This window comes from Aeromonas sp. HMWF017, from assembly GCF_003061465.1.
GTDB lineage: Bacteria > Pseudomonadota > Gammaproteobacteria > Enterobacterales > Aeromonadaceae > Aeromonas > Aeromonas veronii.
The window spans coordinates 20,758-43,416 of record NZ_QAJD01000161.1 but is presented as its reverse complement, the minus strand read 5'-3'; the positions used below and the strand labels follow the sequence as shown (position 1 = coordinate 43,416).

General features: G+C 58.6%; 19 protein-coding genes. 7 read left to right on the top strand and 12 right to left on the bottom strand.

Going from position 1 to position 22,659, the window contains the following annotated elements:
* Positions 1-233 (bottom strand): NAD(P)H-hydrate epimerase (locus DBR30_RS22490; protein WP_308813283.1); only part of this gene is annotated, 233 nt, incomplete at its 3' end.
* Positions 234-293: 60 nt separating this feature from the next.
* Between DBR30_RS22490 and queG the strand changes: the two genes are divergently transcribed.
* Positions 294-1,448 (top strand): tRNA epoxyqueuosine(34) reductase QueG, encoded by a 1,155-nt coding sequence (gene queG / locus DBR30_RS17580; protein WP_108588456.1) that lies wholly within the window; start codon positions 294-296, stop codon positions 1,446-1,448.
* 111 nt (positions 1,449-1,559) lie between these two features.
* Entirely contained in the window at positions 1,560-2,300 is a 741-nt protein-coding gene (gene ppgK / locus DBR30_RS17575; RefSeq protein ID WP_005349265.1) for a polyphosphate--glucose phosphotransferase, read from the top strand.
* A 105-nt stretch (positions 2,301-2,405) separates the two neighbouring features.
* On the opposite strand, the gene DBR30_RS17570 is transcribed toward ppgK, so the two are convergent.
* Positions 2,406-2,861 carry a hypothetical protein gene (locus DBR30_RS17570; protein ID WP_108540940.1) on the bottom strand — a complete coding sequence of 152 codons (456 nt, stop codon included), beginning with the start codon at positions 2,859-2,861 and terminating at the stop codon, positions 2,406-2,408.
* 505 nt (positions 2,862-3,366) lie between these two features.
* On the opposite strand from DBR30_RS17570, the gene metN reads away from it, so the two are divergent.
* The 4 genes from metN to rfaH all read left to right on the top strand — a co-directional run bounded on the left by metN (position 3,367) and on the right by rfaH (position 6,467).
* Complete coding sequence (gene metN, locus DBR30_RS17565; protein ID WP_108540939.1) at positions 3,367-4,410, top strand: methionine ABC transporter ATP-binding protein MetN; 1,044 nt, start codon at positions 3,367-3,369, stop codon at positions 4,408-4,410.
* Positions 4,391-5,044 (top strand): methionine ABC transporter permease, encoded by a 654-nt coding sequence (locus DBR30_RS17560; RefSeq protein WP_005339070.1) that lies wholly within the window; start codon positions 4,391-4,393, stop codon positions 5,042-5,044. Before metN ends, DBR30_RS17560 begins: the two co-directional genes overlap by 20 nt.
* Before the next feature lie 25 nt (positions 5,045-5,069).
* Positions 5,070-5,870 (top strand): methionine ABC transporter substrate-binding lipoprotein MetQ, encoded by an 801-nt coding sequence (metQ, locus tag DBR30_RS17555; protein WP_042052310.1) that lies wholly within the window; start codon positions 5,070-5,072, stop codon positions 5,868-5,870.
* Positions 5,871-5,966: 96 nt separating this feature from the next.
* Positions 5,967-6,467, top strand: a complete 501-nt coding sequence (gene rfaH / locus DBR30_RS17550) for a transcription/translation regulatory transformer protein RfaH (protein WP_181363614.1) — start codon at positions 5,967-5,969, stop codon at positions 6,465-6,467.
* 59 nt (positions 6,468-6,526) lie between these two features.
* On the opposite strand, the gene DBR30_RS17545 is transcribed toward rfaH, so the two are convergent.
* The 6 genes from DBR30_RS17545 to arcB all read right to left on the bottom strand — a co-directional run bounded on the left by DBR30_RS17545 (position 6,527) and on the right by arcB (position 18,447).
* The gene (locus DBR30_RS17545) at positions 6,527-8,503 is read right to left on the bottom strand and encodes a HAMP domain-containing methyl-accepting chemotaxis protein (protein WP_108540937.1); all 1,977 of its coding nucleotides are present in this window, start codon (positions 8,501-8,503) and stop codon (positions 6,527-6,529) included.
* 39 nt (positions 8,504-8,542) lie between these two features.
* A complete protein-coding gene (locus tag DBR30_RS17540) occupies positions 8,543-9,754 on the bottom strand; it encodes an EAL domain-containing response regulator (protein ID WP_108540936.1) in 1,212 nt (403 codons plus the stop codon).
* Entirely contained in the window at positions 9,735-13,976 is a 4,242-nt protein-coding gene (locus tag DBR30_RS17535; RefSeq protein ID WP_108540935.1) for an ATP-binding protein, read from the bottom strand. Before DBR30_RS17535 ends, DBR30_RS17540 begins: the two co-directional genes overlap by 20 nt.
* Positions 13,977-14,199: 223 nt before the next feature.
* Positions 14,200-14,403 carry a hypothetical protein gene (locus tag DBR30_RS17530; RefSeq protein ID WP_005349248.1) on the bottom strand — a complete coding sequence of 68 codons (204 nt, stop codon included), beginning with the start codon at positions 14,401-14,403 and terminating at the stop codon, positions 14,200-14,202.
* A 315-nt stretch (positions 14,404-14,718) separates the two neighbouring features.
* Positions 14,719-16,083: a dGTPase gene (gene dgt / locus DBR30_RS17525; RefSeq protein WP_108540934.1), complete on the bottom strand. Its 1,365-nt coding sequence runs from the start codon at positions 16,081-16,083 to the stop codon at positions 14,719-14,721.
* Between the two features lie 51 nt (positions 16,084-16,134).
* The gene (arcB, locus tag DBR30_RS17520; protein ID WP_108540933.1) at positions 16,135-18,447 is read right to left on the bottom strand and encodes an aerobic respiration two-component sensor histidine kinase ArcB; all 2,313 of its coding nucleotides are present in this window, start codon (positions 18,445-18,447) and stop codon (positions 16,135-16,137) included.
* A 204-nt stretch (positions 18,448-18,651) separates the two neighbouring features.
* Between arcB and DBR30_RS17515 the strand changes: the two genes are divergently transcribed.
* Entirely contained in the window at positions 18,652-19,638 is a 987-nt protein-coding gene (locus DBR30_RS17515) for a DUF2860 family protein (RefSeq protein ID WP_108540932.1), read from the top strand.
* Between the two features lie 67 nt (positions 19,639-19,705).
* On the opposite strand, the gene DBR30_RS17510 is transcribed toward DBR30_RS17515, so the two are convergent.
* The 4 genes from DBR30_RS17510 to DBR30_RS17495 form a co-directional block, all read right to left on the bottom strand.
* Positions 19,706-20,404 (bottom strand): DUF3334 family protein, encoded by a 699-nt coding sequence (locus DBR30_RS17510; protein ID WP_021231953.1) that lies wholly within the window; start codon positions 20,402-20,404, stop codon positions 19,706-19,708.
* An 89-nt stretch (positions 20,405-20,493) separates the two neighbouring features.
* Complete coding sequence (locus DBR30_RS17505) at positions 20,494-20,940, bottom strand: HIT domain-containing protein (RefSeq protein WP_108540931.1); 447 nt, start codon at positions 20,938-20,940, stop codon at positions 20,494-20,496.
* Between the two features lie 73 nt (positions 20,941-21,013).
* The gene (locus DBR30_RS17500; protein WP_108540930.1) at positions 21,014-21,655 is read right to left on the bottom strand and encodes a DUF2057 domain-containing protein; all 642 of its coding nucleotides are present in this window, start codon (positions 21,653-21,655) and stop codon (positions 21,014-21,016) included.
* 71 nt (positions 21,656-21,726) lie between these two features.
* Positions 21,727-22,626 (bottom strand): LysR family transcriptional regulator, encoded by a 900-nt coding sequence (locus DBR30_RS17495; protein ID WP_108540929.1) that lies wholly within the window; start codon positions 22,624-22,626, stop codon positions 21,727-21,729.
* Positions 22,627-22,659: the final 33 nt, after the last annotated feature.

The following is a 22,659-nucleotide window of genomic DNA, read 5'->3' as shown; positions in this document are numbered from 1 at the left end:
CCGCCGTTATTGCCGGGGCCGACGAAAATCCACCAGCAGCGACTGTCGGGCCAATGCAGGGTGGCATAGGTGCGCAGCGCGGCACCTGCTCGCTCCATCAGGGCATAAAGAGGTTGCCCCTCGCGCGCGGCCCAGTTGCGCTCCAGTGCGCGGATCTGTTCAGTCTGCCACAGCCCCTGTGGTAAACTGCCCCCCTCTTTTGTGCCCAACGCGCCCCTGATGACCTCTACCATGACGGCTCCCGCCTCTTATCGATCGACCCACGCCAGCAAACGCCGGCCAGGCCAAGCCGCATGAGCGCACCTGACTTCCACCAGCTGGCCCAAGATATCAAGCTCTGGGCACAGGAGCTAGGATTTGACCAGGCGGGCATCACCGACACCGATCTGCGTATCGAAGAGCCGAGATTGCAGGCCTGGCTGGATGCGGGCTATCACGGCAGCATGGATTACATGGCGCGCCACGGCATGATGCGCGCGCGCCCCCACGAGCTGCTGCCGGGCACGGTGCGGGTGTTGTCGGTGCGGATGAACTACCTGCCGTTCGAGGCGGGCTTCGCCGCCACCCTGCGCGATCCGACCCTCGGCTATATAAGCCGCTATGCTCTCGGTCGCGACTACCACAAGGTGCTGCGCAACCGGCTCAAACAGCTGGGTGATCGCATCGAAGCACGCTGCGCCGAGCTGTTTCAAGGCACCGAAGAGACCTTGGGGGAGTGGCGCCCCTTCGTCGACTCCGCCCCCATCCTCGAGCGGCCACTGGCAGCCAAGGCGGGCCTCGGCTGGGTTGGCAAACACTCACTGCTGCTCAACGAATCGGCCGGCTCCTTCTTCTTTCTCGGTGAGCTGTTGCTCAACCTGCCGCTACCGCTCGACCAGCCAGTGGAGAAAGAGCAGTGCGGCAAGTGCGTCGCCTGCATCAACATCTGCCCGACCGGCGCCATTGTCGCACCCTATGTGGTGGATGGCCGCCGCTGCATCTCCTATCTCACCATCGAGAATGACGGCCCTATTCCGGAAGAGTTCAGGCCCCTGATGGGCAACCGCATCTACGGCTGCGACGACTGCCAGCTTATCTGCCCCTGGAATCGCTACGCCGATGCCAGCCCGGAACCCGATTTCAGCCCCCGCCCCAGCCTGCACCGACCGCCCCTGCTGGCGCTGTGGTGCTGGAGCGAGAGCGATTTCCTCAAACAAACCGAAGGAAGCCCGATCCGCCGCATCGGTTACCAGCGCTGGCGCCGCAATCTGGCGGTCGCCCTTGGCAATGGCCCGGCGACTCCCGATGTGATCGCGGCCCTGCAACTGGGGCTGACCACCGCCGAGCCCATGGTGGCCGAACATATCGAATGGGCGCTGACCACCCTTGCCCGGCGTCAGGATGAAGAGAACAAGAAGACCCGTTTGCTGATCCGCTGCATCGAAAAAGGTCTGTCGGATCACGCATAAGTGATCTGCCCCTTGCCGGATTGCAGCACTTTTTTCATGCTCTGCCGACCTGCAGTGCCCATAACAGCGTGGTCACTGCAAACTGGTCGGCACACAACAAGGACAACACAGATGCATATGTTGGGAGTGGATATTGGAGGCTCAGGGATCAAGGGCTGTCTGGTCGATACCAAAACCGGCGAATTGATTGGCGAGCGCCATCGCATTGCCACACCGCAACCGGCCACCCCGGCCGCCATCGCCCATACCCTCAAGGCGCTGGTCGAACACTTTGACTGGAAAGGACCGGTGGGCTGCGGCTTTCCCGCCACCATTCACAACGGCATTGCCAAGAGTGCCGCCAACATCGACAAGAGCTGGATTGAGACCGATGCCGAGCATCTGTTTGCCGATGTCACCGGCAAACCCTGCTATGTGCTGAATGATGCCGATGCCGCCGGTCTGGCCGAGATGCGCTTTGGCGCTGGCAAGGATCGCAAGGGGGTCATCATCCTCATCACGGTCGGCACCGGTATCGGCACCGCCATCTTCGTCAACGGCCATCTGCTGCCCAACACCGAGCTGGGCCATCTGATGCTGGAAGGAATGGTCGCCGAGCACTACTGCTCCGATGCGGCGCGCAAACGGGAAGATCTCTCCTGGAACCGCTGGGGCAAGCGCTTCAACAAGTATCTGGCGCGCCTTGAGTTTCTCTTCTCCCCCGACCTCTTCATTCTGGGGGGCGGCAGCGCAGCCAAGCTGGATAAGTTTGTCGATCGCATCGAGACCCGGGCACCGCTTATTCCGGCGGCCAGCCTCAATCAGGCGGGCATTATCGGGGCCGCCCTTTACGCGGCCGAGCAGCAGGGCTGACCCAGGCTCACTGCAAGTCCGCAGATATCCAATGGAAAGGGCCCGGCACTGCTGTCGGGTCCTTTTGTTTGGCGGTCATCTTGCGTGTTTGGCGCTTATCACCCGTTACATGTCGTCGAGTCGCTGCACCCCGTGCACCAGTCGGGTCAGGCGGGTCTGCTCCAGCCCGGCCAGATTCTCGAGCAAGGCGGTGGTGGCCGGTGTCGGGCACTCCCGGGCCAGATGGCTCAGCTCGCCCACCAGCTGCTCCTCCCAACGGCATACCTGAGTGACGATATCCTGAGTCTGGACTGATGCTGGCAGCTCGAAGCGGGTAATGGCAGGCAACATATCCTCGCTGAAACTCTGGTTCAGCCAGGTCTCCCTGACCGCCTCTCCCAGTTGAGCAGCATATTCGTGCAGATGGGCACTGGCCGCATCCTCACGCCCTTGCAGATAGACCAGCAACATCCGGCTGCGTTCGCTGTCCACCTGACTGGTCAAACGCCCGTAACAGAGTCCGAGCTGGTGGTGAACCTGCTCAAGATAGTGCAGCAACTCTTTGATCTGTTGGAATCTCATCGCACTGCCCTCCATGCTTGTCGACATCATCAGTATAAAAAACCGGCGCCACCGACCCAATCCCTATCAGTGCGCCCCTTGCGCTGCATCAAGGTTGACGCCGACAAAGTGGCCGCCAGGTGATCCTGTCACGAATAGGGAACGATTTGTGCAGCAATTTGTGCAACGATGGAGGAGCATCAGGCTCGATAGCCGATATGGACAGATACGGGCTGACACACTAATAAAACCAGCATTTACCCGGAATAAACCATCTTTAATTCGGTTATCTGCCGCAGGGACGAAACAGGATCTGGAAGAGCAACAATACCATCCTGATTGTTATCCACCTTACAGAAATCCTTATCACTTTTTTAGACGTCTAGACGTAAAAACATGCGTTGACACAGCCATCCGGACATCTTAGCATCATCCTCCATGATGACAGAGTAACCCAGTGGAACCTCTGCCCAATTTCCCCGCCTGTAGCGCCCTGTGCTTTAAGGCTGTTAGCACGGAAGAATCCATGATTAAGTTGATCGGTCTCAACAAAGTCTACGGTACAGGCAGTGACGCCGTGCACGCCCTGCGTGATGTGAGTCTGCATGTACCCCAAGGCAAAATTTTCGGGGTGATCGGTGCCTCCGGTGCCGGCAAGAGTACCCTCATTCGTTGTGTCAACCTGCTGGAGCGCCCGACAGAGGGCCAAGTCATCGTTGATGGCCAGGATCTGGTCGCCCTGAGCGAACGGGATCTGACCCAGGCTCGCCGCCAGATCGGGATGATTTTCCAGCACTTCAACCTGCTTGCCTCCCGCACCGTCTCCGCCAACATCGCCTTTCCGCTGGAGCTGGCGGGCTGGAGCAAAGAGAAGATCCAGCAACGGGTTGCCGAGCTGCTGGCACTGGTCGGGCTGGAAGCCCGTGCCCAGGCCTATCCGTCCGAGCTTTCCGGCGGTCAGAAACAGCGTGTCGCCATTGCCCGCGCACTGGCACCGTCCCCCAAGGTACTGCTCTGCGACGAGGCCACCTCGGCCCTCGACCCGCAGACCACCCGCTCGATCCTGACCCTGCTCAAGGAGATCAACGTCAAGCTGGGGCTCACCATCCTGCTCATCACCCACGAGATGGATGTGGTGAAGGGGATCTGTGACGAAGTGGCCATCATCAGCGACGGCCGTCTGATCGAGCAGGGCGAAGTGGCCTGGTTCTTCAGCAACGCCAAGACCCAGCTGGCCCGTGACTTCATCCACTCCACCATCCATCTGGAGGTACCGCAGGAGTATCAGGATCGGATGAGCAGCGAGCGGGTGCCGGGCAGCTACCCGCTGGTGAAGCTTGGCTTTACCGGCAGCACGGTCGATACGCCGCTCATCTCCGAGGCGAGCCGCCGTTTCAATATCGACATCAGCATTCTGAGCGCAGACATCGAATACGCCGGTGGCGTCAAATTCGGTTTCCTGCTGGCCGAGCTGTTCGGGGACGAAACCCAGTGCGAGGCGACCCAGCAGTTCCTTATCGACAACCACATTCAGCTGGAGGTAATGGGTTATGTCCGAAGCCATGATTAATCTGCTCATCACGGCCCTGGGCGACACCCTGATCATGGTGTTTGCCTCCGCCCTGTTTGGCTGCCTGCTGGGTCTGCCGCTCGGCGTGGCACTGCACGTGACCAAGGCGGGCCAGATCCTAGCCAACCCCTTGCTCAACCGTACTCTGGGTATGGTGGTCAACGTGGGTCGCTCGGTGCCCTTTATCATCCTGCTGGTCGCCATCATTCCGCTAACCCGGCTGATTGTCGGCACCAGTATCGGCACCATCGCCGCCATCGTGCCGCTGACTGTCGGCTGCATCCCTTTCATCGCCCGTCTGGTGGAAGGGGCACTGATGGAGGTGCCGGACGGCCTGCTGGAAGCGGCCAAGGCGATGGGCGCCAAGCCGTTGCAAATTATCACCAAGGTGCTGCTGCCCGAGGCTCTGCCTGGCATCCTCAACAGCGTCACCATTACCCTCGTCACTCTGGTGAACTACTCGGCCATGGCCGGGGCCATCGGTGGCGGCGGTCTGGGGGATGTGGGTATTCGTTATGGTTATCAGCGCTTCGATCCAACCGTCATGCTGGTGACCGTGGTTATCCTGGTAGTACTGGTTCAACTTATCCAGAGCGCGGGTGAGCGCCTGGTCAACAAATGTGATCATCGTTAATCGTCGATTTCTGACAGGAGGTTTTATGAAATTTGGCATCAAATCCGTTGCGGCTGCCCTGCTGGCTGGTCTGGTTCTGGCCGGTTGCGGTCAAAAAGAAGAGAGCAAGGTTCTGAAAGTGGGCGCCATTGCCGGCCCCGAGACCGAGCTGGTTGAAGTGGCGGCCAAGGTAGCCAAAGAGAAATACGGTCTGACAGTCGAGGTGGTCAACTTCTCCGACTATGTCACCCCGAACGTGGCGCTGAACGATGGCAGCATCGACGTCAACGCCTTCCAGCACAAACCCTATCTGGATGCACAGGTGCGTGATCGTGGCTTCAAGCTGGTGCCGGTTGGCAACACCTTCGTCTACCCGATTGCCGGTTACTCCAAGAAGATCAAGGCGCTGAGCGAGCTGCAAGATGGCGCCCAGATCGCGGTACCGAACGATCCGACCAACCTGGGCCGCTCCCTGATCCTGCTGGCCAAACAGGGTCTGATCACCCTGAAGGATGGCGCCGGTCTGGAAGCCACCGTGCTGGATATCGCCAACAACCCGCGTAACTTCAAGATTGTGGAACTGGAAGCAGCCCAGCTGCCGCGCTCGCTGGAAGACGTGGACTTGGCCATCATCAACAACACCTTCGCCGGTCAGATTGGTCTGACCCCGACTGAAAACGGCCTGTTTGTTGAAGACAAAGAGTCCCCCTACGTCAACCTGATCGTCGCCCGCGACAACAACAAGGATGACGAGAAGGTCAAACAGTTCGTACAAGCTTTCCAAACCGATGATGTTTACAAGAAAGGTCTCGAGCTGTTCAAAGGCGGCCTGGTAAAAGGTTGGTAATTGCTCACTCGGCAAAAAAGGCCACGCAATGCGTGGCCTTTTTTATTGGCGCCGCTATCATATCCGCGAGCACGGCAACACGAACATACTCATAACATGAAAAAATGGTATCTGGCCTACTGCAAGCCAAAAGAAGAGGCCCGCGCCCGCGCCCACCTCGATGCCCAGGGTATCGAATCCTATTACCCCATGGTGGAGATCGATAAGCTGCGCCGGGGCAAGCGAGTTCCGGTACGGGAACCCATGTTCCCCAACTACCTGTTTATCTTTGTCGATTTGGAAGAGGTGACACCGGTCACCCTGAAATCGACCCGCGGCATCAGCCGGATCATCCACTTTGGCAGTGAATGGACCCCCATCAGCAGCAAGCTGGTCTATCAACTGATGAGCCGCGATGATAGCGACGAGGCGAGAGCCAGCTACGCCAGCCTGCCCTGCTCGGGCGACAAGGTGCTGATTGAAGAGGGGCCGTTGGCTGGATTCGAAGCCATCTATATGGAGCCGGATGGAGAGAAACGGGCAATTTTGCTGGTCAGCCTGCTCAACCGGGAGACCACCAGCAGCTTCGACAACCACACCTTCAGACGCCTGGACTAAACCCACGGGCCAGACGGATCGGTGCATGGCAATAGCAATAGCGCGATGATCCTGCCTTCTCACGCATCAAGATCAAAGCGGGCGATGACCGCCTTCAGCTTGCCGGTATCGCCAGCCAGTCTGGCTACGATCTCCTCCCCCTGCTGACTACGCTGACAGGATTGCCGACTGAGCGAGGCAATGTCGTCGACCGTCCCGGATACCTCGGCGGCCACCCGCGACTGCTGCTCGGTTGCTACCGAAATGGCCTCCAGCTGGCCCGATAGCGACTGCACCAGCTGGTTCATGGCACTCAGGGTATCGGTCACCAATCCGACTGCATCCCGCCCTTGCTCCACCAACCGGGTACCGCTGCTAACGGTACTTACCGTCTGGCGAGTCTGCTGGGAGATGGCCGCAATAGTCTGGCTGATCTCGGCGGTTGATTGATGGGTGCGGGTCGCCAGCTGGCGCACCTCATCGGCCACCACCGCAAAACCGCGCCCCTGCTCGCCTGCCCGCGCAGCTTCTATCGCCGCATTGAGTGCCAGCAGATTGGTCTGCTCGGCTATAGTGGCGATCACCTCGGTGATCTGCCCCACCTGTTCACTCTGATGCTCCAGCAGCCCCATGGCTTCGTTGGCCTGTCCAATCATGGCGGCAATCTGCTGCATGGTATCGCTCATTCGTGCCAGCGCGGCCTCTCCCTGACGGGTCTGCTGCCGCACCTGATGGGCTCCATCCGCCACACCGGCAATGTTGCCAGCCACATCACGAGCACTCACTGACATCTGATCGATAGCCGCCGCCACCGCATCGACCCGCTGATCCTGCTCCGTCAGATCCGCCACTATGGCTCTGGTGGTGCTGCCCACATCGAGACAGGCCACCTCGACCTGCCCCACTGCGCCCTGCAACTCCCCGACCAGATGATGTAACTGGGCAGACATCCGGTTGATGGAACCGGTCAACTCTCCCAACTCATCCTGCCCTGTGATTGGCAAGGGCTCGGCCGCCAGCCGACCATCCGCAACCTGCCCCGCCCGGGTCACCAGACAGGCAATGTCACGGGTCAGACGGCGACTAAAGAGCCATGCGACCAACATGCCAAGCACGATGGCGCTGCCGGTAGCCAACAGCAGTGTCTGGTTGATGGCCCTCCCGGCTCCGGTCATCTGCGCCGAAATCTGATCCACCTCGGCACGGGTTTTCCCCACCTGCTGGACCAGCTGCTCACTGAGGCTGGACTGCATCGGCTCGATGTCGGTGGCCATCAGGTAGTTTGCCTGATCCCAATCCGGTGCCTGGCGCTTCTCGATCACCTGCCCCACCAGCTCGGAGAAGGGGGTCGCCATCTCTTCAAACAGCTGCCAGAGGCTCTGCTGGGTGTCGGTAAAGAGCGCGGCTTGCTGCTTCACCTCAGCCACCCGCTGCTGGTGAAACTGGTAGTAATCCTGATACTTGCTGCGGTATTCGAGATCGCCTGAGATGAGAAAATCCCGCAGTGCGGAGAGGGAATTGGCGAGGCTGTTGTAGGCATCTCCCACCTGCTTGAGCAGCATGCGGCGATCGCCGGAGAGTTGATCCTGCGGAGTGCCAACTTCTTCATTGGCAAAGGATTGCAGCTGATCGAGCGCAGCCTCCGCCAGCGGCCCCGCTTCCTGCAGCATCAGGGTGTGAGCGGGCAGATTCTCTTCGCTCTGGGCGATGGTCCACACCTTCTCCTGATGGCTTTTGAAGGTCTCGAGAGACTTGGCGAGCGCCGGACTGAACGCCTGATGGGCAATAGCCTGCCAGGCCGACTCCCACTCCTGCTTGAGGCGGGAAGCCTGAGCCGGATCCTTGCCGAGGATCAGATAGCCACGCAAGGCAGAAACGGTGGCAACCAGTGCCTTCTGGCTCGCCTCATCCCGCTGCAAAGCGGGCAGCGCCTGCTCCAACAAGGTGTGTTGGGCCTGATTGATCTGGGTCAGCCGGTAATAGACCAGCGTGGAGGAGAGCAGGATCAGCAGGTTGATAAAACCGAAGCTGAGCAGCAACTTGCTTGAGATTTTCATGAACATCCTTGTTCAAACGGAGGGATCCAGCCAACAGAATCAGATAGATATCAGTGTAGGCAATCTATCTTGCCAAGTCCGGTGCCAATTAGCCAATTCACTGCGCGGCATCGGGCGGGCAGAGAAAAATCCCTGACAGAGGTCACAACCGAGCTGAGCCAGCACTCGCCAGGTCGCCTCATCCTCTACCCCTTCCGCCACCGACTTCAACCCCAGCTTGCGGGCCAACTCAATACTGGACTCGATGATAGCCAAACGTGACGGATCGGCATGGCAGCGATCGACGAAAGAGCGATCCAGCTTGAGTTCGGTGAATGGCAACAGTGCCAGCTGCTGCATCGAGGAGTAGCCGGTACCAAAATCATCGATTGAGAGGCCAAAACCATGCATCCTCAGCCGGGTCAGCACCTCCAGAGACTTGCCCAGATCCTGTACGAATGCGCTCTCGGTCACCTCCAGGGTGATGAGCTCAGGATTGATACTCCAGCGCTTGCACTGATCAATCAATAAGTTGCAAAGATCCCCTTCAATGAGTGAGGTGGTGGAGAGGTTCATCGACAGATTGAGTGACAACCCGGTTTCCTCCCATAAATGGCCATCACTCAGAGATTTGCTGATGATCACCTCGGTCAACGGATCGATAAGCCCGTTGTGCTCCGCCAGTGAAATAAAACGCCCGGGCGGGATCAGGCCAAACTCGGGGTGTTGCCAGCGGGCCAACGCCTCCATCCCGACCCACTCGCCGGATGCAAAACTCACCTTGGGCTGATACCAGGGCAGCAGTTGATCTTGTTCGATCGCCCGACGCAACTCATCGAGTCCTATTCTGTGCCCCTCTTCCTCCTTGAGGGGTTCCTGCCGGGGTGACCAAGCCTGGATAAGCCGCTGGAGCTGCTGCGGCGTTGAGGGTTTCTCTATGCGACCGAGCACCTGCAGGCCATAAGCGGTACTCATACGCAATACGGCTTCGACCACATCCCCCTCAAGCGCGCTGGAGAGGATAATGCCGCCCTGAAAACCACCCAGCGACAGGCGGCGCAACAGCGCCATGCCATCCATTCCGGGCATTCGCAGATCGCAAAACAGGATATCGACGTTGTGTTGCTGGCTAAGCGCCAACGCCTCGATACCATCAACCGCTTCCAGCAGATTCTGGTAACCCAGGCTGCGGATCTGGTGCAGCAGCGCCTTGCGCTGAAATCCATGGTCTTCCACGACCATGATGACCAACTCATGTTGTGCTTTTTTCATCGAGCCATAATCCAATGTCGTGGGCAATCGCCGTCATCAACCTCTGCACTGTGCTGACCAGATCGTCGAGCTCGTCGAGCCGCTTCAATCGCGCTGCCGATTCCAGCATGGCAGCCTGGCTGGCAAGCTCCTCCAACCCGACCATTCGGGCAGCCCCCTTGATCCGGTGGGTTGTCTCTACCAAAGCGCTGGCATCATGACAAATCAGTGCTGCCATCATGGCCTCGCCATCCTGCCGGTTGGAATCGAGATACTCCACCGCCATGGCTCGCGCGGTCAGCTCGTCACCAAACAGCGCCAACCAGCGCTCAGCCTGCATGCCTGTAGCCCCAACAACGGGCGCAACCGCGCTTCTGGTTGGCGTCCTCTCTGCCAGCCAATGGGCCAGCATCTGGCGCAAGATATCCAGCGGGTAGGGCTTCAGTAACATGTCACTCATGCCTGCCTCTACCATACGCGCACTCGCCTCTTCCGACGTATCTGCCGTTACCCCTATGATAGGGGCCGTCACTCCCGCAGCCCGCAGCGCCTTGGTCAGGGCATAACCATCCATCACCGGCATATGGCAATCAGTCAACAGCAGGGAGAATTGCTGTCCCTGCCAGGCCCGCAGAGCCTTCTCGCCATCTTCCACAACCTGAGCCTCGATACCAAGAATGGCCAACTGCCGTGCCAGCAAGGCACGATTGACCGGATGATCATCAGCCACCAATACTTTGCCACCCAGCTTCTCTGCAAGCGTAGGGAGGTGCGGTGTGACCCGCTCCTGTAGCAATTCGTGGCAGCTCTCCAGCAGAAGATCCGGATAGAGAGGAGATAGACCCAGGCGCCACCATTTCTGTTCACCAATCCGCCCCCGTAACGCCTCATCGGGTGACGCTATGATCCCCTTCAGCGCAGAGTGTTGCAGCCAGCTTTGCCATTCCCCCCCAAGCGCTTGCTCAAGCCACCGTTGATCGGCCAACAGCAACCCGTCTAGTGAGCGACTGAGCTCATTGGCCCCCAAGTACCTGAGCTTGGCCCCCTGCCGCACCATGGCCGCTTCGAGGTTGGTGTCATCGCTGAAAAACCACCATTCTGTATCAGCCAGAGCTGGGGGATCCCACTGCGGATTGGTAAGCGGTACGGTAAAGCGGAAGCTGGAGCCCTCCCCTGCCTTGCTGGTCAGTGTCAGTGCCCCCCCCATTTTGCACACCAGCTGCTCACAGATTGCCAACCCCAAGCCGGTGCCACCAAAACGACGGTTGATATCTGACTCCACCTGCTCAAAAGGCGTGAACAGCAGCGCCTGCTTCTCTTCGGCGATCCCGATACCGGTGTCACTGACACTGATGGTCAGTTGCTCGCTCAGGTAGCTGACCTGGATAGTAATCCCCCCTTGTTCGGTAAACTTCACCGCATTATTGAGCAGGTTGGAGATAACTTGACCGATACGCACCCCATCGATGTCGGCCCAATCCGGCACATGATGCTCCCACTCAAGCACCACGTTGAGCCCCTTGTTATGAGCCAGTGCCGCGTGGCCACGAATGGCATCGCAGATCACCGTTTGCAACCGGCTGCTCTGGTAATTCAACTGCAACTGACCCGCTTCTATCTTGGAGAAATCGAGGATGTCATTGACCAGATAGAGCAGGTTATTGGTCGAGGTGACCACATTGCGCACCATAAAACGCTGGTCGTCGTTGAGCTCGCTCATTTGCAGCAATTCGAGCATGCCATGCATGCCTGAGATGGGTGTTCGTAGTTCATGGCTCATGGTTGCCAAAAAGCGGCTGCGAGCCTGCATCGCCTGCTCGGCATAGGCGCGAGCTTCGCGCAGCTCATATTCCTGTTGCTTGAGGGCAGTGATGTCCTGAATCACCCCATTGAGGATCAGTGCCTGCTGCTCCTGTCTGACAAAGTTGCCACGCACTTGCAGATAGCGATCTCCATCAGGTCGCTCCACCTTGACCTCCAGGTCGAGGGGGGCCAGGGTTTCGGCATGGTTGGCCACCTTGCTGACAAACTCCTGCAGGGCCTGTTCGGTAAAGCCAAATACCTCACCACCCGATTCAGCGTTAAATAAATCCTGGTGAGATACCCCCAGAATCTCGTTGGCCCCCTGAGAGGCATAAAGAAAGCGCCCCTTGCCCGGCCCTTGCCACAAATACTGATAGACCACCCCAGGCATGCTGTCGGTAATCTGGGTAAGGCGATTTTCAGCCTGACGGGCGCGCTCCTCCGCCTCCTTGATCCGGCTGACATCGGTCAGTACTGTCAACACCCCCAGCATATTGCCATCGGGATCGCGATAAGGGCGTTTGGCATAGATAACATGGCAGGGCGTACCATCAGCTCGCAGGTTGCTCCCTGCCCCCTCCAAATCCTGTCCTGTCTGCCACACTAAACGCTCTTCTTCCAACACACTGTTTCTGAGTGTCTCTGGCATGTTTTGCAGCTCCTCACTGCAACTGCCAGCACCGAGAAAAGCATCGCGATAGGCCTGATTGCACAAGGTGATCCGCTGCTCGCTATCACGTAGCGCCACCATGGTTGGCAGTGAGTTGAGCAAAGTCTGCACAAACAGCAACTGTTCGTTCAGCTTGTCCTCTGCGATTTTCCGCTGCGCAATCTGGCGACGCAAACTGCGAGCCCAGAACATCACCAGCAAACCGCTGACGAGCAAGGCGCCCCCCCCTATGGCCAACCATTTGTAAATCAGGGTGTAATCAGACTCGATATTGACCGACACATTGAGCCAGCGTCGTTCCAGCAGTTGCCACTCCTCATCCGTGATGGTCAGCAGCAACTTGTCCATGATGCGGAGCAACTCGGGCTGAGCATTGTCGACAGCCATACTGATAGGTACGGAAAATTCGGGAGAGCTCAGCACCACCCTATACTTCTCATTGAAACCCTTCATTGCCTGCTGTCCCAGATTGGTCATGGTCAACAGCACATATTCGGCTCGCCCAGTATCAAGCAAGGTCAGTAAATCGGCATCTTTGCCTACTTTGATAATATTGGCGCCCAGCGCGTGAATGAGAGAGGCTTCGTAAGAGCCCGTCACACCACCAATCAGACGCCCTTTCAGCTCGACCAACGACTTCAGCGGGCGAGCACCGTGTCTGGCCACGACATAGCTGTCGAACTTCAGATAGGAGGAGGTAAAAGAGGCAAAGGACTGACGATCCTTGAGCGGTGTCATCAAGGGAATAAGGTCCACTTTGTGCTCTTTCAGCAGTTTAAGTGACTCCTGCCAGGTATTTGTCGACGCCAGCTCAAAGCGGATCCCGGAGCGCAGACTCAGTAACTTCATCAGGTCTGCCGTATAGCCATGCAATTCACCTTCGTCATCGATTTCGCTGATGCCGGCAAATCCGGGGGCAACGGCGAACTTGATCACCTTGTTTCTCTGCTTCAGCCAACTAGCCTCATCTGGTTCCAGCAAAAGGCCAGCGTTGGCGCGTTCATCTTTCTGATGCAACCGTAATCGTGAGTCTGCAACGGGTATCTGTTGATATGCATGCCAAAGCTTCTCGCTCAGCTCTGGCTGGCGGGAGCTGGTCGCCATCGTCAGCGTGCTGCCAGAAAGCCACCCTGGAGCGACAACCCCCATTGACGCTGGCATTCTCTCCATCTTGAGGGTAACAATTGGGCCCAACTCAAGATATGCATCGACAGCGCCCAGCTTGACCATATAGGTCGCCTCAGTGCGGCTCTCAAGCTCAGTTACATCAGAGATCCCCAAACGAGCCAATTCATTACAACTGCCAAACCCGCGAATACAGACCCAGCGTAACTTGCGCGCCTGCTCCAGGGTCAATTGCTGATCCGGGGTATGCATTAAAATGGAGCGGGCATATGAACCGATACTGCCGATATGGTTTATCCCCTTCAGCTCAAGAGCATTACGTTCGACTCCGATTAATGCATCGATCTGGCCGCCTTGGAGAGCAATCTGGGCATCCACGTAGGAGTTGTAGGGGATATAGCGCAGGGACACGCCCATTTCGGCTGCAATGCGCGAGGCCAACTCCTTGAGCGGACCGGCATAACGCTGGTTGGGGAGTTGATAGATGAAAGGGGGATAACCACCACGGGGAACCCCGACCAGCAGCTCCTTTTGTGCAGAAATTTCGTTACTTGTGCTCTCATCTTGCGGCTGGGGAGCCGCAACAGCCAACATGCCTGAAAACAACAGCAAAATGGGAAGAAAAAGCTGACGAAGGAGTGGCATAAGGTCTTGTCCTGATGAGTAAAACAGATAGGGCTGCCACCTCTAATCTTGCAGATCCTGACGACGCAAGGCGAGAAAACAATCGCAGCTGTTACAAAGAGGGCGGAGAGGATAATACTGAGTCACCAACATGTGAACCTGGAATCAACCATAAGATGGAAAAATGGCAGGCATGCAGCCTGCCATTTCACTAGCGAGGGGGATCTTATTCTCCCCTTCGCGATCAGGTTATTCGATTCCCGAGGCGGAAGCCGGTTTGATACTCCCGCTCGCGAACGAGGGCGATTTGACCCTGATATCCTTCCAGCCCGATATCCCTGAGCAGGGCGGGCGACAGATTGACCTGCACGAGACGACGCTCGACCCGGGCAATCCTTCTCTGGACCAGGGATTCAACACTGCGCAGTAAAACCAGTTCGATAGACATGACATTCTCCAGTTGAACATGCGGTTCTCCCGGAGAAAGTGGATATCACCCTGCGGGACGAACCGCGGGTGATAAAAAGACAGGGGTTACCTGTTTACGCCACGCGGTAAAAGAGCACGAGATTTCACGCCGCACGCAGTGCCGCGAGAGAATGCAATATTGAGCATCAGATGTTGCATTTTCGTCTCCTTACCGGGTAAAAGTTGAACAGGTTGCAGAAGTCTAAAAAATATCCGAATTTAAAACAAGCCTCTTGCGACTCCTTTTTAAACGTTTTTACGGCATTTTATGCTGCCCGACAGGGAGCCTGGGGCATCAGATCCCCGAGAGTAGCCGGTACTCCTCCAGCACGTAGGTATCCGTCATGCCGCTGACATAATCGAGCAGCAGCCGCACCCGGTAATACCACTCCTGCTCGTTCTGGCAGGCAAAGCGCGGATCCGGAGTGGCGATCGCCAATCGATAGGCCTTGAGATGGCGGGCCGAGAGGCGGTGATAGAGGCGGCGCGCAAAGAAAAGCGTCTGACTCCCCTCCCCGGCCAGCAGACGGGCAAACTGTGGCGCTGGCAGCGCCAACAGGCAGGCATAACTGGTCAGCACCCCGCGCAGCGCCGCATACCCCTCCAGCTCAAGCGCTTCCACCTCGGGGCGCATAAAGACCAGCTCGCGGGCCACCCGTTTGAGGATATCGAGCACCCGCGCCGCCGGCGCCTGACCGTGCAGCAGCGCTTGCGGATAGGATCCCTGCAAAATGGCCTGATGTTCGCTGACATAGCTCTGCGCCGCCAACGCCACCAGATCCCGGGTCAGTTGCTGGCGAAAATGGGGGAAAAAGCCCCGACCACTGGCAAGCGCCTCATCCAGCAAAGTGCCCATGTAGTCACTCTGGTCAGCAGCTCGCAGTGCCGCCAGCAGTTCACCCTGAGTCAGGATCCTCCGATCTACCGCATCTTCCAGATCGGCGATGCAGTAGGAGATGTCATCGGCCGCCTCCATGATGTAGACCAGCGGATGACGACAACCGGGGGCCAATCCCAGGCTCTGACCGAGGGCCCGGTAGAGCGGCTGCTCACTGAAGAAGATGCCCCGCTTGCTGCTCCAGCCATGATGCTGGCCGTAACTCACACCGGGTTGCGGCTGCTGCGGGTATTTGCAGAGTGCCGCCAGCTGCCCGAGCGTCAGGTTGAGCTCGTGCAGGCTGTGCACCAGCCGCAGGCTCTGGGCGTTGCCATCAAACAGTTGCAGGTCCTGACGCAGCTCAGCCCACTGGGTCGAGGGGGGCTGCGCCAGCGCCTGCTGATAGAGGGGATCCAGCATCTCGCCGAGCCACTGGCTCATCACCTGCTCGCCAAAGTGGCCAAACGGCGGGTTGCCCACGTCATGAAGCAGGCAGGACATCTCCACCAGATTGATAAAAGCCCCTTCACAGACCATCCTGGCAGGCAAGGCGGCCAGAATGCGGCGGCTGATCTGGCGACCGGTCTCCTGCACCTCCAGCGAGTGGGTGAGGCGACTGCGCACCGAGGCCTTCACATCGAGCGGAAAGACCTGGGTCTTCTGCTGCAACCGGCGTACCGGCGCCGCCTGCACGATACGGGCGCGATCCTGCTCGGTCGCCTCCAGCAGCTCCTCATCCCCCCAGGAGTGGATGCGCGCGGGGGTAATCAAACGGCTATACATATTGCAGCTCCTTGCCAGCAACTTCCATCAGACACAAGACAACCTCCAGCCTCAAGACAGCAACCAGCGCCGCAGACGGGCGATGTCGCCCGGATATTCGCGGCGCAGCGTCTCAATCCAATCTTCCACGTTTTCCCACCAGGCGGGATGATCCGGGCTCTGGATCAGCTGTGCCGTCTGCTGCAATCGGCGCAGGCCAATGGAGCCTGCCGCCCCTTTGATCTTGTGTGCTTCTTCCACCACCCCCGCTTGATCCCGGGCGATCATATTGGAGTCGAGCACTGCCATGTAGTCCGGCATCATCTTCTCGAACAGCTCAACGCTGGAGAGCAGCACCGGCTTGCCCACGGTATCGGCGTAATCGGTGAGGAAGGGCAAGTCCAGTAGCGCATCCTGATTGCCCGCATCCGCCTGCTCGTCCGCTTCATCCTCGGCCAGACCGGCAAACAGGTGGCCAATCACCTCCCGCACCGCTTTGGAGCCAAGCGGCTTGTTAATGACATCCTGCATGCCGTGATCCCGGTAGTACTGGCGATCGCCGGTGGAGTTGGCGGTGAGCGCCACCATGGGTGGCAGGCTGTCGCCATAACGCTCCAGCAGGGTTTTCGCCACATCGAAGCCGGTCATGTCCGGCAGCTGGATATCGAGCAAAATGAGGTCGAAATCATCCGGGTTGGCCATCGCCAACGCCTGGGTGCCGTCCCGTGCCACCTGCACCTGATGACCCAGCTTGCCCAGCAGGGCGCAGGCCACCGTCACGTTGAGCTCCACATCCTCCACCAGCAGGATATCGAGGGAGGGCATCTCCTCCTCCTGCTCTGGCAACACAGGTTCGGCGCAAGCCACTTCCAATTCGGCAGTGAAGCAGGAACCTTCGCCCGGATCGCTGTCCACATAGAGCTGGCCGCCCATCGCCTGCACCAGCTGACGGGAGACCGCGAGGCCAATGCCGGTGCCGGTGGCGTGCTTCTTGCCCTGTACCTGATAGTACATGGCGAAGATCTTCTCCTGCTGGGCGCGCGGGATGCCGATGCCGGTATCCTCCACCTCGAAGTGCAGGGCCAGCTTGCCCGGCTCGTCAGCGGGATGGGATAGGCAACGCACGGTGACGCCCCCCTCATCGGTAAACTTGACCGCATTGCCCACCAGATTCCACAGCACCTGACGCAGACGGGTGCCGTCAGCCATCACGAATTGCGGCATGTCACCATCGCGATCGAAATGGAGGTAGAGCCCCTTCTGCTCCGCCTGAATGCGCGACAGGGTCTCCAGCTCGTCGAGGAAGGCGGGCAGGTCGATACGGGTCGGCGCAATTTCTAGGCGACGGCGATCGAGTTTGTCCAAGTCGATGATGTCGTTGAAGATATTGCCAAGGGTCACCGCACTCAGGTGAATGGTCTTGAGCTGCTGGTGCTGCTTGGGATCGAGGGGGGTATCCATCAGCATCCGGCTTAAGCCCACGATGCCGTTGAGCGGGGTGCGCAACTCGTGGCTGATGGTGGAGATAAAGGTGGTCTTGTCGCGACTCGCCTTCTCCAGCTTGTCCTGATACTGCTTGCGCTCGGTGATGTCACGGCCAAAGCCGAGCAGGCCGAGTCGCTTGCCGAAGCGGTCGAAGAAGGGCACCTTGCGCAGCTCGAAGTAGGCTTTACGGCCATCGGGATACTCCAGCCACTGCTCGTAGGTGAGCGGCTCGTTGCTGGCAAAGACCTGCTTGTCGGTCTCCACCACCTTGTTGGCGATCTCCTGCTTGTAGACATCGAACGGGGTCAGACCGATCAGCTCGGCCTCCACCTTGCCGGTCAGCTCCTCCATGGCGCGGTTGCAACCGGAGAACTGTTCATCCTCGTTGCGGTAGTAGACCAGATCCGGGGAGCAGTCGATAAAGGAGCGCAGCAGCGCGGTGCGCTCCCCCAGATGGAGCTGGGCTTTCTCCCGCTGGAACACTTCGTTCTCGAGATCCTCGATAGCCTGCAGACGCAGACTCTCGGCCCGGTTGGTCTCGGCAATCTGGGCATTGAGGCGGCTGATGTTCTCCTGCAGCTGGGTATTGAGCTCCAGATCCCGCTCGCGCATATCTTGCAGCTTGCGCACCATCCGGCTCAGTCGCTGACGGGAATCCTCCAGCTGATCCACCACGATGGAGAGAAAATAGACCGCCCAGGGGGTCACCAGCAGGCCAAAAAACACCGAGCGAACGAAGTCGATCACATCGATATTGCCACGCAGGAACAGGGTCACCCCCATCTGGATGGCGACCGCCAGCACGATAATGCCCGCCGCCAGGAACATGCTGAAGCGCACCAGTCCCAGCTTGGTCATCAGATCGACATAATATTGCGCCCAGGATTTAATCTGTTTCATCTTATTATTTTCCCCCGATATTCGCGGTACAGAATACCAGCACACTAGATTGAACTCTTCTTATCTCGCACAATTAATTAACGATTCGCCGAATCAAATGAGTGGGTTAGGATAATTGGCAATATTGAGTCAGTTACCATTAAGGTTTTTTCTTTATACTCACCGGCCGAAAAATTCATACCCGTTTAATTTAGGAGTTATCTGATGCGTAACATCACCTTGCTAGGCCTGGGCCTGCTGGTCGCAAATAGTGCTTATGCTGATTTGGGTGAAATTCCCAAGGAGTCTGGCTGGTCCGGTTTCCTGCTTGGCGGGGTCAGTGTCATCAATTACGAATCGAATTTTTATAGCGGTGATGATGAAAACCGCCGCCTGAGCGGACTGGGCGGTGCCGAGAGCAGTTCCGCCGTTGCCCCGCTGCTCAACGCCGATATCCGCTACACCTTTGCCGATACCCGCACCCAGGTCTTCCTCGGTAACCTGATCCAGGATGCCATCCGTTTCGACTTCACCCAGCAGCTCGGTATCCGTCAGGAGATGAGCGACAAGGGCATCGTAGCTGGCTCCGTGGTCTTTAATGCGATGCCGACCGAGCAGTGGAGCGATCCCTTCGCCGTAGGCGTTGATCGCCAGTCGACCGATATCAAGTCAAAAGGGGTTCGCTTCGCCTGGGACAGCATCTGGGGTAGCAACTTCAATGGCAGCCTGACCACCCGCAACATCGAGGTGGATGAGGAGCGCAGCGGCAGCCAGTATGGCGCCGATACTGCCGCCAAGCTGGATCGCAACGGCAAGATCCACGCCCTCGACCTCTCCTACAAATGGCAGCTGGCACCCGGTCAGATGCTGGAGCCAGCCTTTATCTACCGCCAAGCCGATCTGGATGGCAGCGCCCAAAGCTACAAAAGCAACGGCCTCCAGTTAACCTACGGCAAGCGCGCTTCCCAGTGGTCTTTCGTCAGCAACGCCTATCTGGGCCAGACCAAATATGATGAGGCCAACCCGATCTTTGGCCAAAACGCCGACTCCGACGAGTTTGCCCTGACCGGCACCTTCTTCTGGCACCGCCTGTTCGGTATCGCGCCGCTCTCCGCAACCTTTACCGCTGGCTATGCCAAGTCCGATTCCGACATCAACTTCTACGATTCTGAATCGGTGATGTTCAACACCGGCCTGCTCTACAACTTCTAACAACGGTTGTGCGCACCGATACAACAAGGCCACCCGAAGGTGGCCTTGTTGCTATCCGGCGTTTGCCTCAGATACCCAAAGAGTCGAGCAGATCATCGTGATCGTTGGCGACCGGGGCCGCAGCCTGAACCGGCTTGGCGGCATCCTGCTTGGCCTGGGCGATCAGCGCATCGGGATCCAGCTCTTCATGCTCCATCCCCTCATTGTGGATGCGGATGAACTCGGTTTTGTCCATCGCCAGCTCCAGATAGAAGATGTTGTTGCGGGCGGTGAAGAAGGTGACGCGGCGGGACTCCGGGCTGTCGAGATTGGTATCGACACTCAGCATCACCTGCTTGTTGAGGGCCAGCATCTTCGGCTGGTTCTGGGTGATGTGGGTCTGCAGATCCCGGCCCACCTTGACGGTGAAGCTGCCGACGATCTGGTTCATCAGCTCGCCCATCACGTTGCTCACCTCGTCAGAGGTGTGGGAGATGGCGAGATCCTCCTTAGAGAGTCCCATGCTGAGCATGTAACTCTCGTACAGCTCCATGGCGGCAGCGGCGGAGAAGTTGATCACCACCAGACCGGAAAAACCGCCATCGAACAGCACGAAGCAGCCGATATCCGGTTTTAGGCAGGTCTTGCTGATCCGCTGCACCATGCCGGAAAACCGCACCTGACTCATGGTCGCGGCACTCAAAACGTCCGTCACCGAGTTGCACAGGCTGAGCAGCACATCCTCTGTGGTCAATACGGCATCGTCATCGGATCTTGTCACTATCATGGGACCTTCCTGAACATCGAAAATGGGCTTATCTATACCATAACTCTATCAGATGGCGCGGCCCGGAGACTGAAATAGCGACACGCCTCTCAGTTGACTCCGTTATCAGCAGTCACAGGGGTGAAACCGCTCAGCTTGGCGAGCCGGGCACGCCATATATCGGCCTGCAGGTCCAAAACTTGTGGCTCGTAAGGCACGACCGGATGAGCTCCCCAGATGGGGCCGGGCCAGGCGCGATCCGTCGCAAAACGGGCGACATGGTGAAGATGGAGTTGCGGCACCAGATTGCCCAGCGCTCCGATGTTGATCTTGTCCGGGCTGAGGGCCTGTTCCATCAGGGCGGCGACAGCGCAGGACTCCTGCATCAGCTGTTGCTGCTGCTCCGGCGCCAGATGGTGAATTTCCCGCAGGTTGGCTACTCGCGGAACCAGGATAAGCCAGGGATACTGGCTGTCTTTGGCCAGCAAGACACGGCAGAGGGGCAGATCCCCGAGCCACCGGGTATCTGCCTGCAGGCGTGAATGCAATTCAAACATGAAAACCTCGTTGAGTACGATGAACAGAGCGCCTGAAAAAGGAGTGTCCACGTTACTGCAACGGGCAGAAAACTTAAAGCTGTGGCACGGCCCAACCGATAAAGCGCTTGCGCAGAGCCGGATCTGCCTTGAGGAACAGCTGCTGCAACTGCCCTTCCAGTTCGCTGGCTGCCACAACGGGTTGAGCACCACCAGCGGCCGTGGCCGTTGGCTGCGTAGCAACGGCGCCAGCCGTCAGCGCCGCCTTGCCGCCGCTGCGGTTGTATTCAGCCAGTTTGCCGTTCCAATCCACCCCAAGCAGCATGCCGCTGGTCACCAGCGCATCCTGCTGGATGGCAAGCGCGCGGCCATTCTCCTGCAACGCTACCACCGGATCCTTGGCATAGGCCTGCATCCCCCGCTCGTCCCCCGGTACGCTGGCCATCAACTGCAAATGCTGATTGCTGCCCTGATAGCACACCACCTGCGGCTCGGAGCGTACCTGCCGATCATTCTCGCTGCTGCTGCGACTGGGAATCACCCCCTCGAAGCGCACCAGCAGTTGCTGTTCGCCATCCGCCAGGGTGGCATGCTGCTCATCTTGCAAGGTGCCGTTGCTCACCGCGAGGATGCGGAAATTCTCCGGCACCTTCACTTCCACCATGGCCTGCGCACTGCCAGCCCCCAACACTGCACAGAGCAGCACAAACCCGGTCAACCCTCTATTACTCTTCATTCCCGCAGATCTTCCTGATGCCGATGATGGGCGCAGGGTAGCAGCCAAAGATGACAGAAAAATAACGCCGCTCAGAGCAGGTAGTGGGGTCGCTCGGCAAACCACTGGGCCAGCACCTGCTTGAACAGCCTGATCTTGCGCGGCACCCGCCGCTGCTGGGCATGCAGCACATGAAGCTGATGCAGCCCGCTCTGCCACTCGTCGAGCACGGTCACCAGCTCTCCTGCCGTCAGTTGCGATTCCACCAGCATCAGCGGGCACTTGGCATAGCCCATACCGGCGCGCGCCAGCTGTAGCACTGTGCTGTAGTGGTTGGCCCGCACCTTGCCCTGCACCAGAATGTGGGCCTCTTCCCCCTCACGGATAAAGTGCCACTGCTCCCAGGCCGGATTGTGCCCCTGCAACAGGCAGCTGCGCCCGCTCAGCTCATAGGGAGTGGCTGGACGCCCCTCTCGCGCCACCAGCGCGGGGCTGGCCACCACCACATCCTTGAGCCGCCCCAGCGGCAGGGCCACCAGATTGTCCGGCACCTCGCTCATGGCGCGCAGGGCGATGTCGTTTTCTCCCTGACTCATGTCGACCATCTGGTTGGTGAAATTGAGTTCCACCTCCACTCCCGGGCAGAGCGTGGCAAAGCTGGTCAGCAGTTCGCTCACCATGCGGTCGCCGGTACTGACCGGGCAGGTAAAGCGCAGGCGACCGCCATCCTCTTCGGTCAGCGCCTGAATATCCTGCTCCGCCTGCCGAGCCAGCGCGAAGATCTCCCCCGCCTGCTGGTAGAGGGTCTTGCCCGCCTCGGTCGGACTGAGGCGGCGGGTGGTGCGCTGCAACAGTTGCGCATTGAGTGAGGACTCCAGCGCGCTGACGTGGCGACTCAGCATCCCCTTGCTGACCCCCAGCGTATCGGCCGCAGCCGAGAAACTGCCGCGCAGCACCACCTCATAAAAGCTGGCCAGATGGGCGATATCCATCATTAGCTCCAATATGGAAACAATGGGTTTATT

Coding starts and splice junctions, on each gene's coding strand:
- DBR30_RS17570 (WP_108540940.1), bottom strand. CDS start 2,861: ATGAGATTCCAACAGATCAAAGAGTTGCTGCACTATCTTGAGCAGGTT.
- metN (WP_108540939.1), top strand. CDS start 3,367: ATGATTAAGTTGATCGGTCTCAACAAAGTCTACGGTACAGGCAGTGAC.
- DBR30_RS17560 (WP_005339070.1), top strand. CDS start 4,391: ATGTCCGAAGCCATGATTAATCTGCTCATCACGGCCCTGGGCGACACC.
- rfaH (WP_181363614.1), top strand. CDS start 5,967: ATGAAAAAATGGTATCTGGCCTACTGCAAGCCAAAAGAAGAGGCCCGC.
- DBR30_RS17495 (WP_108540929.1), bottom strand. CDS start 22,626: ATGGATATCGCCCATCTGGCCAGCTTTTATGAGGTGGTGCTGCGCGGC.
- metQ (WP_042052310.1), top strand. CDS start 5,070: ATGAAATTTGGCATCAAATCCGTTGCGGCTGCCCTGCTGGCTGGTCTG.
- DBR30_RS17500 (WP_108540930.1), bottom strand. CDS start 21,655: ATGAAGAGTAATAGAGGGTTGACCGGGTTTGTGCTGCTCTGTGCAGTG.
- DBR30_RS17545 (WP_108540937.1), bottom strand. CDS start 8,503: ATGAAAATCTCAAGCAAGTTGCTGCTCAGCTTCGGTTTTATCAACCTG.
- dgt (WP_108540934.1), bottom strand. CDS start 16,083: ATGTATAGCCGTTTGATTACCCCCGCGCGCATCCACTCCTGGGGGGAT.
- DBR30_RS17505 (WP_108540931.1), bottom strand. CDS start 20,940: ATGTTTGAATTGCATTCACGCCTGCAGGCAGATACCCGGTGGCTCGGG.
- arcB (WP_108540933.1), bottom strand. CDS start 18,447: ATGAAACAGATTAAATCCTGGGCGCAATATTATGTCGATCTGATGACC.
- queG (WP_108588456.1), top strand. CDS start 294: ATGAGCGCACCTGACTTCCACCAGCTGGCCCAAGATATCAAGCTCTGG.
- DBR30_RS17515 (WP_108540932.1), top strand. CDS start 18,652: ATGCGTAACATCACCTTGCTAGGCCTGGGCCTGCTGGTCGCAAATAGT.
- ppgK (WP_005349265.1), top strand. CDS start 1,560: ATGCATATGTTGGGAGTGGATATTGGAGGCTCAGGGATCAAGGGCTGT.
- DBR30_RS17510 (WP_021231953.1), bottom strand. CDS start 20,404: ATGATAGTGACAAGATCCGATGACGATGCCGTATTGACCACAGAGGAT.
- DBR30_RS17540 (WP_108540936.1), bottom strand. CDS start 9,754: ATGAAAAAAGCACAACATGAGTTGGTCATCATGGTCGTGGAAGACCAT.
- DBR30_RS17530 (WP_005349248.1), bottom strand. CDS start 14,403: ATGTCTATCGAACTGGTTTTACTGCGCAGTGTTGAATCCCTGGTCCAG.
- DBR30_RS17535 (WP_108540935.1), bottom strand. CDS start 13,976: ATGCCACTCCTTCGTCAGCTTTTTCTTCCCATTTTGCTGTTGTTTTCA.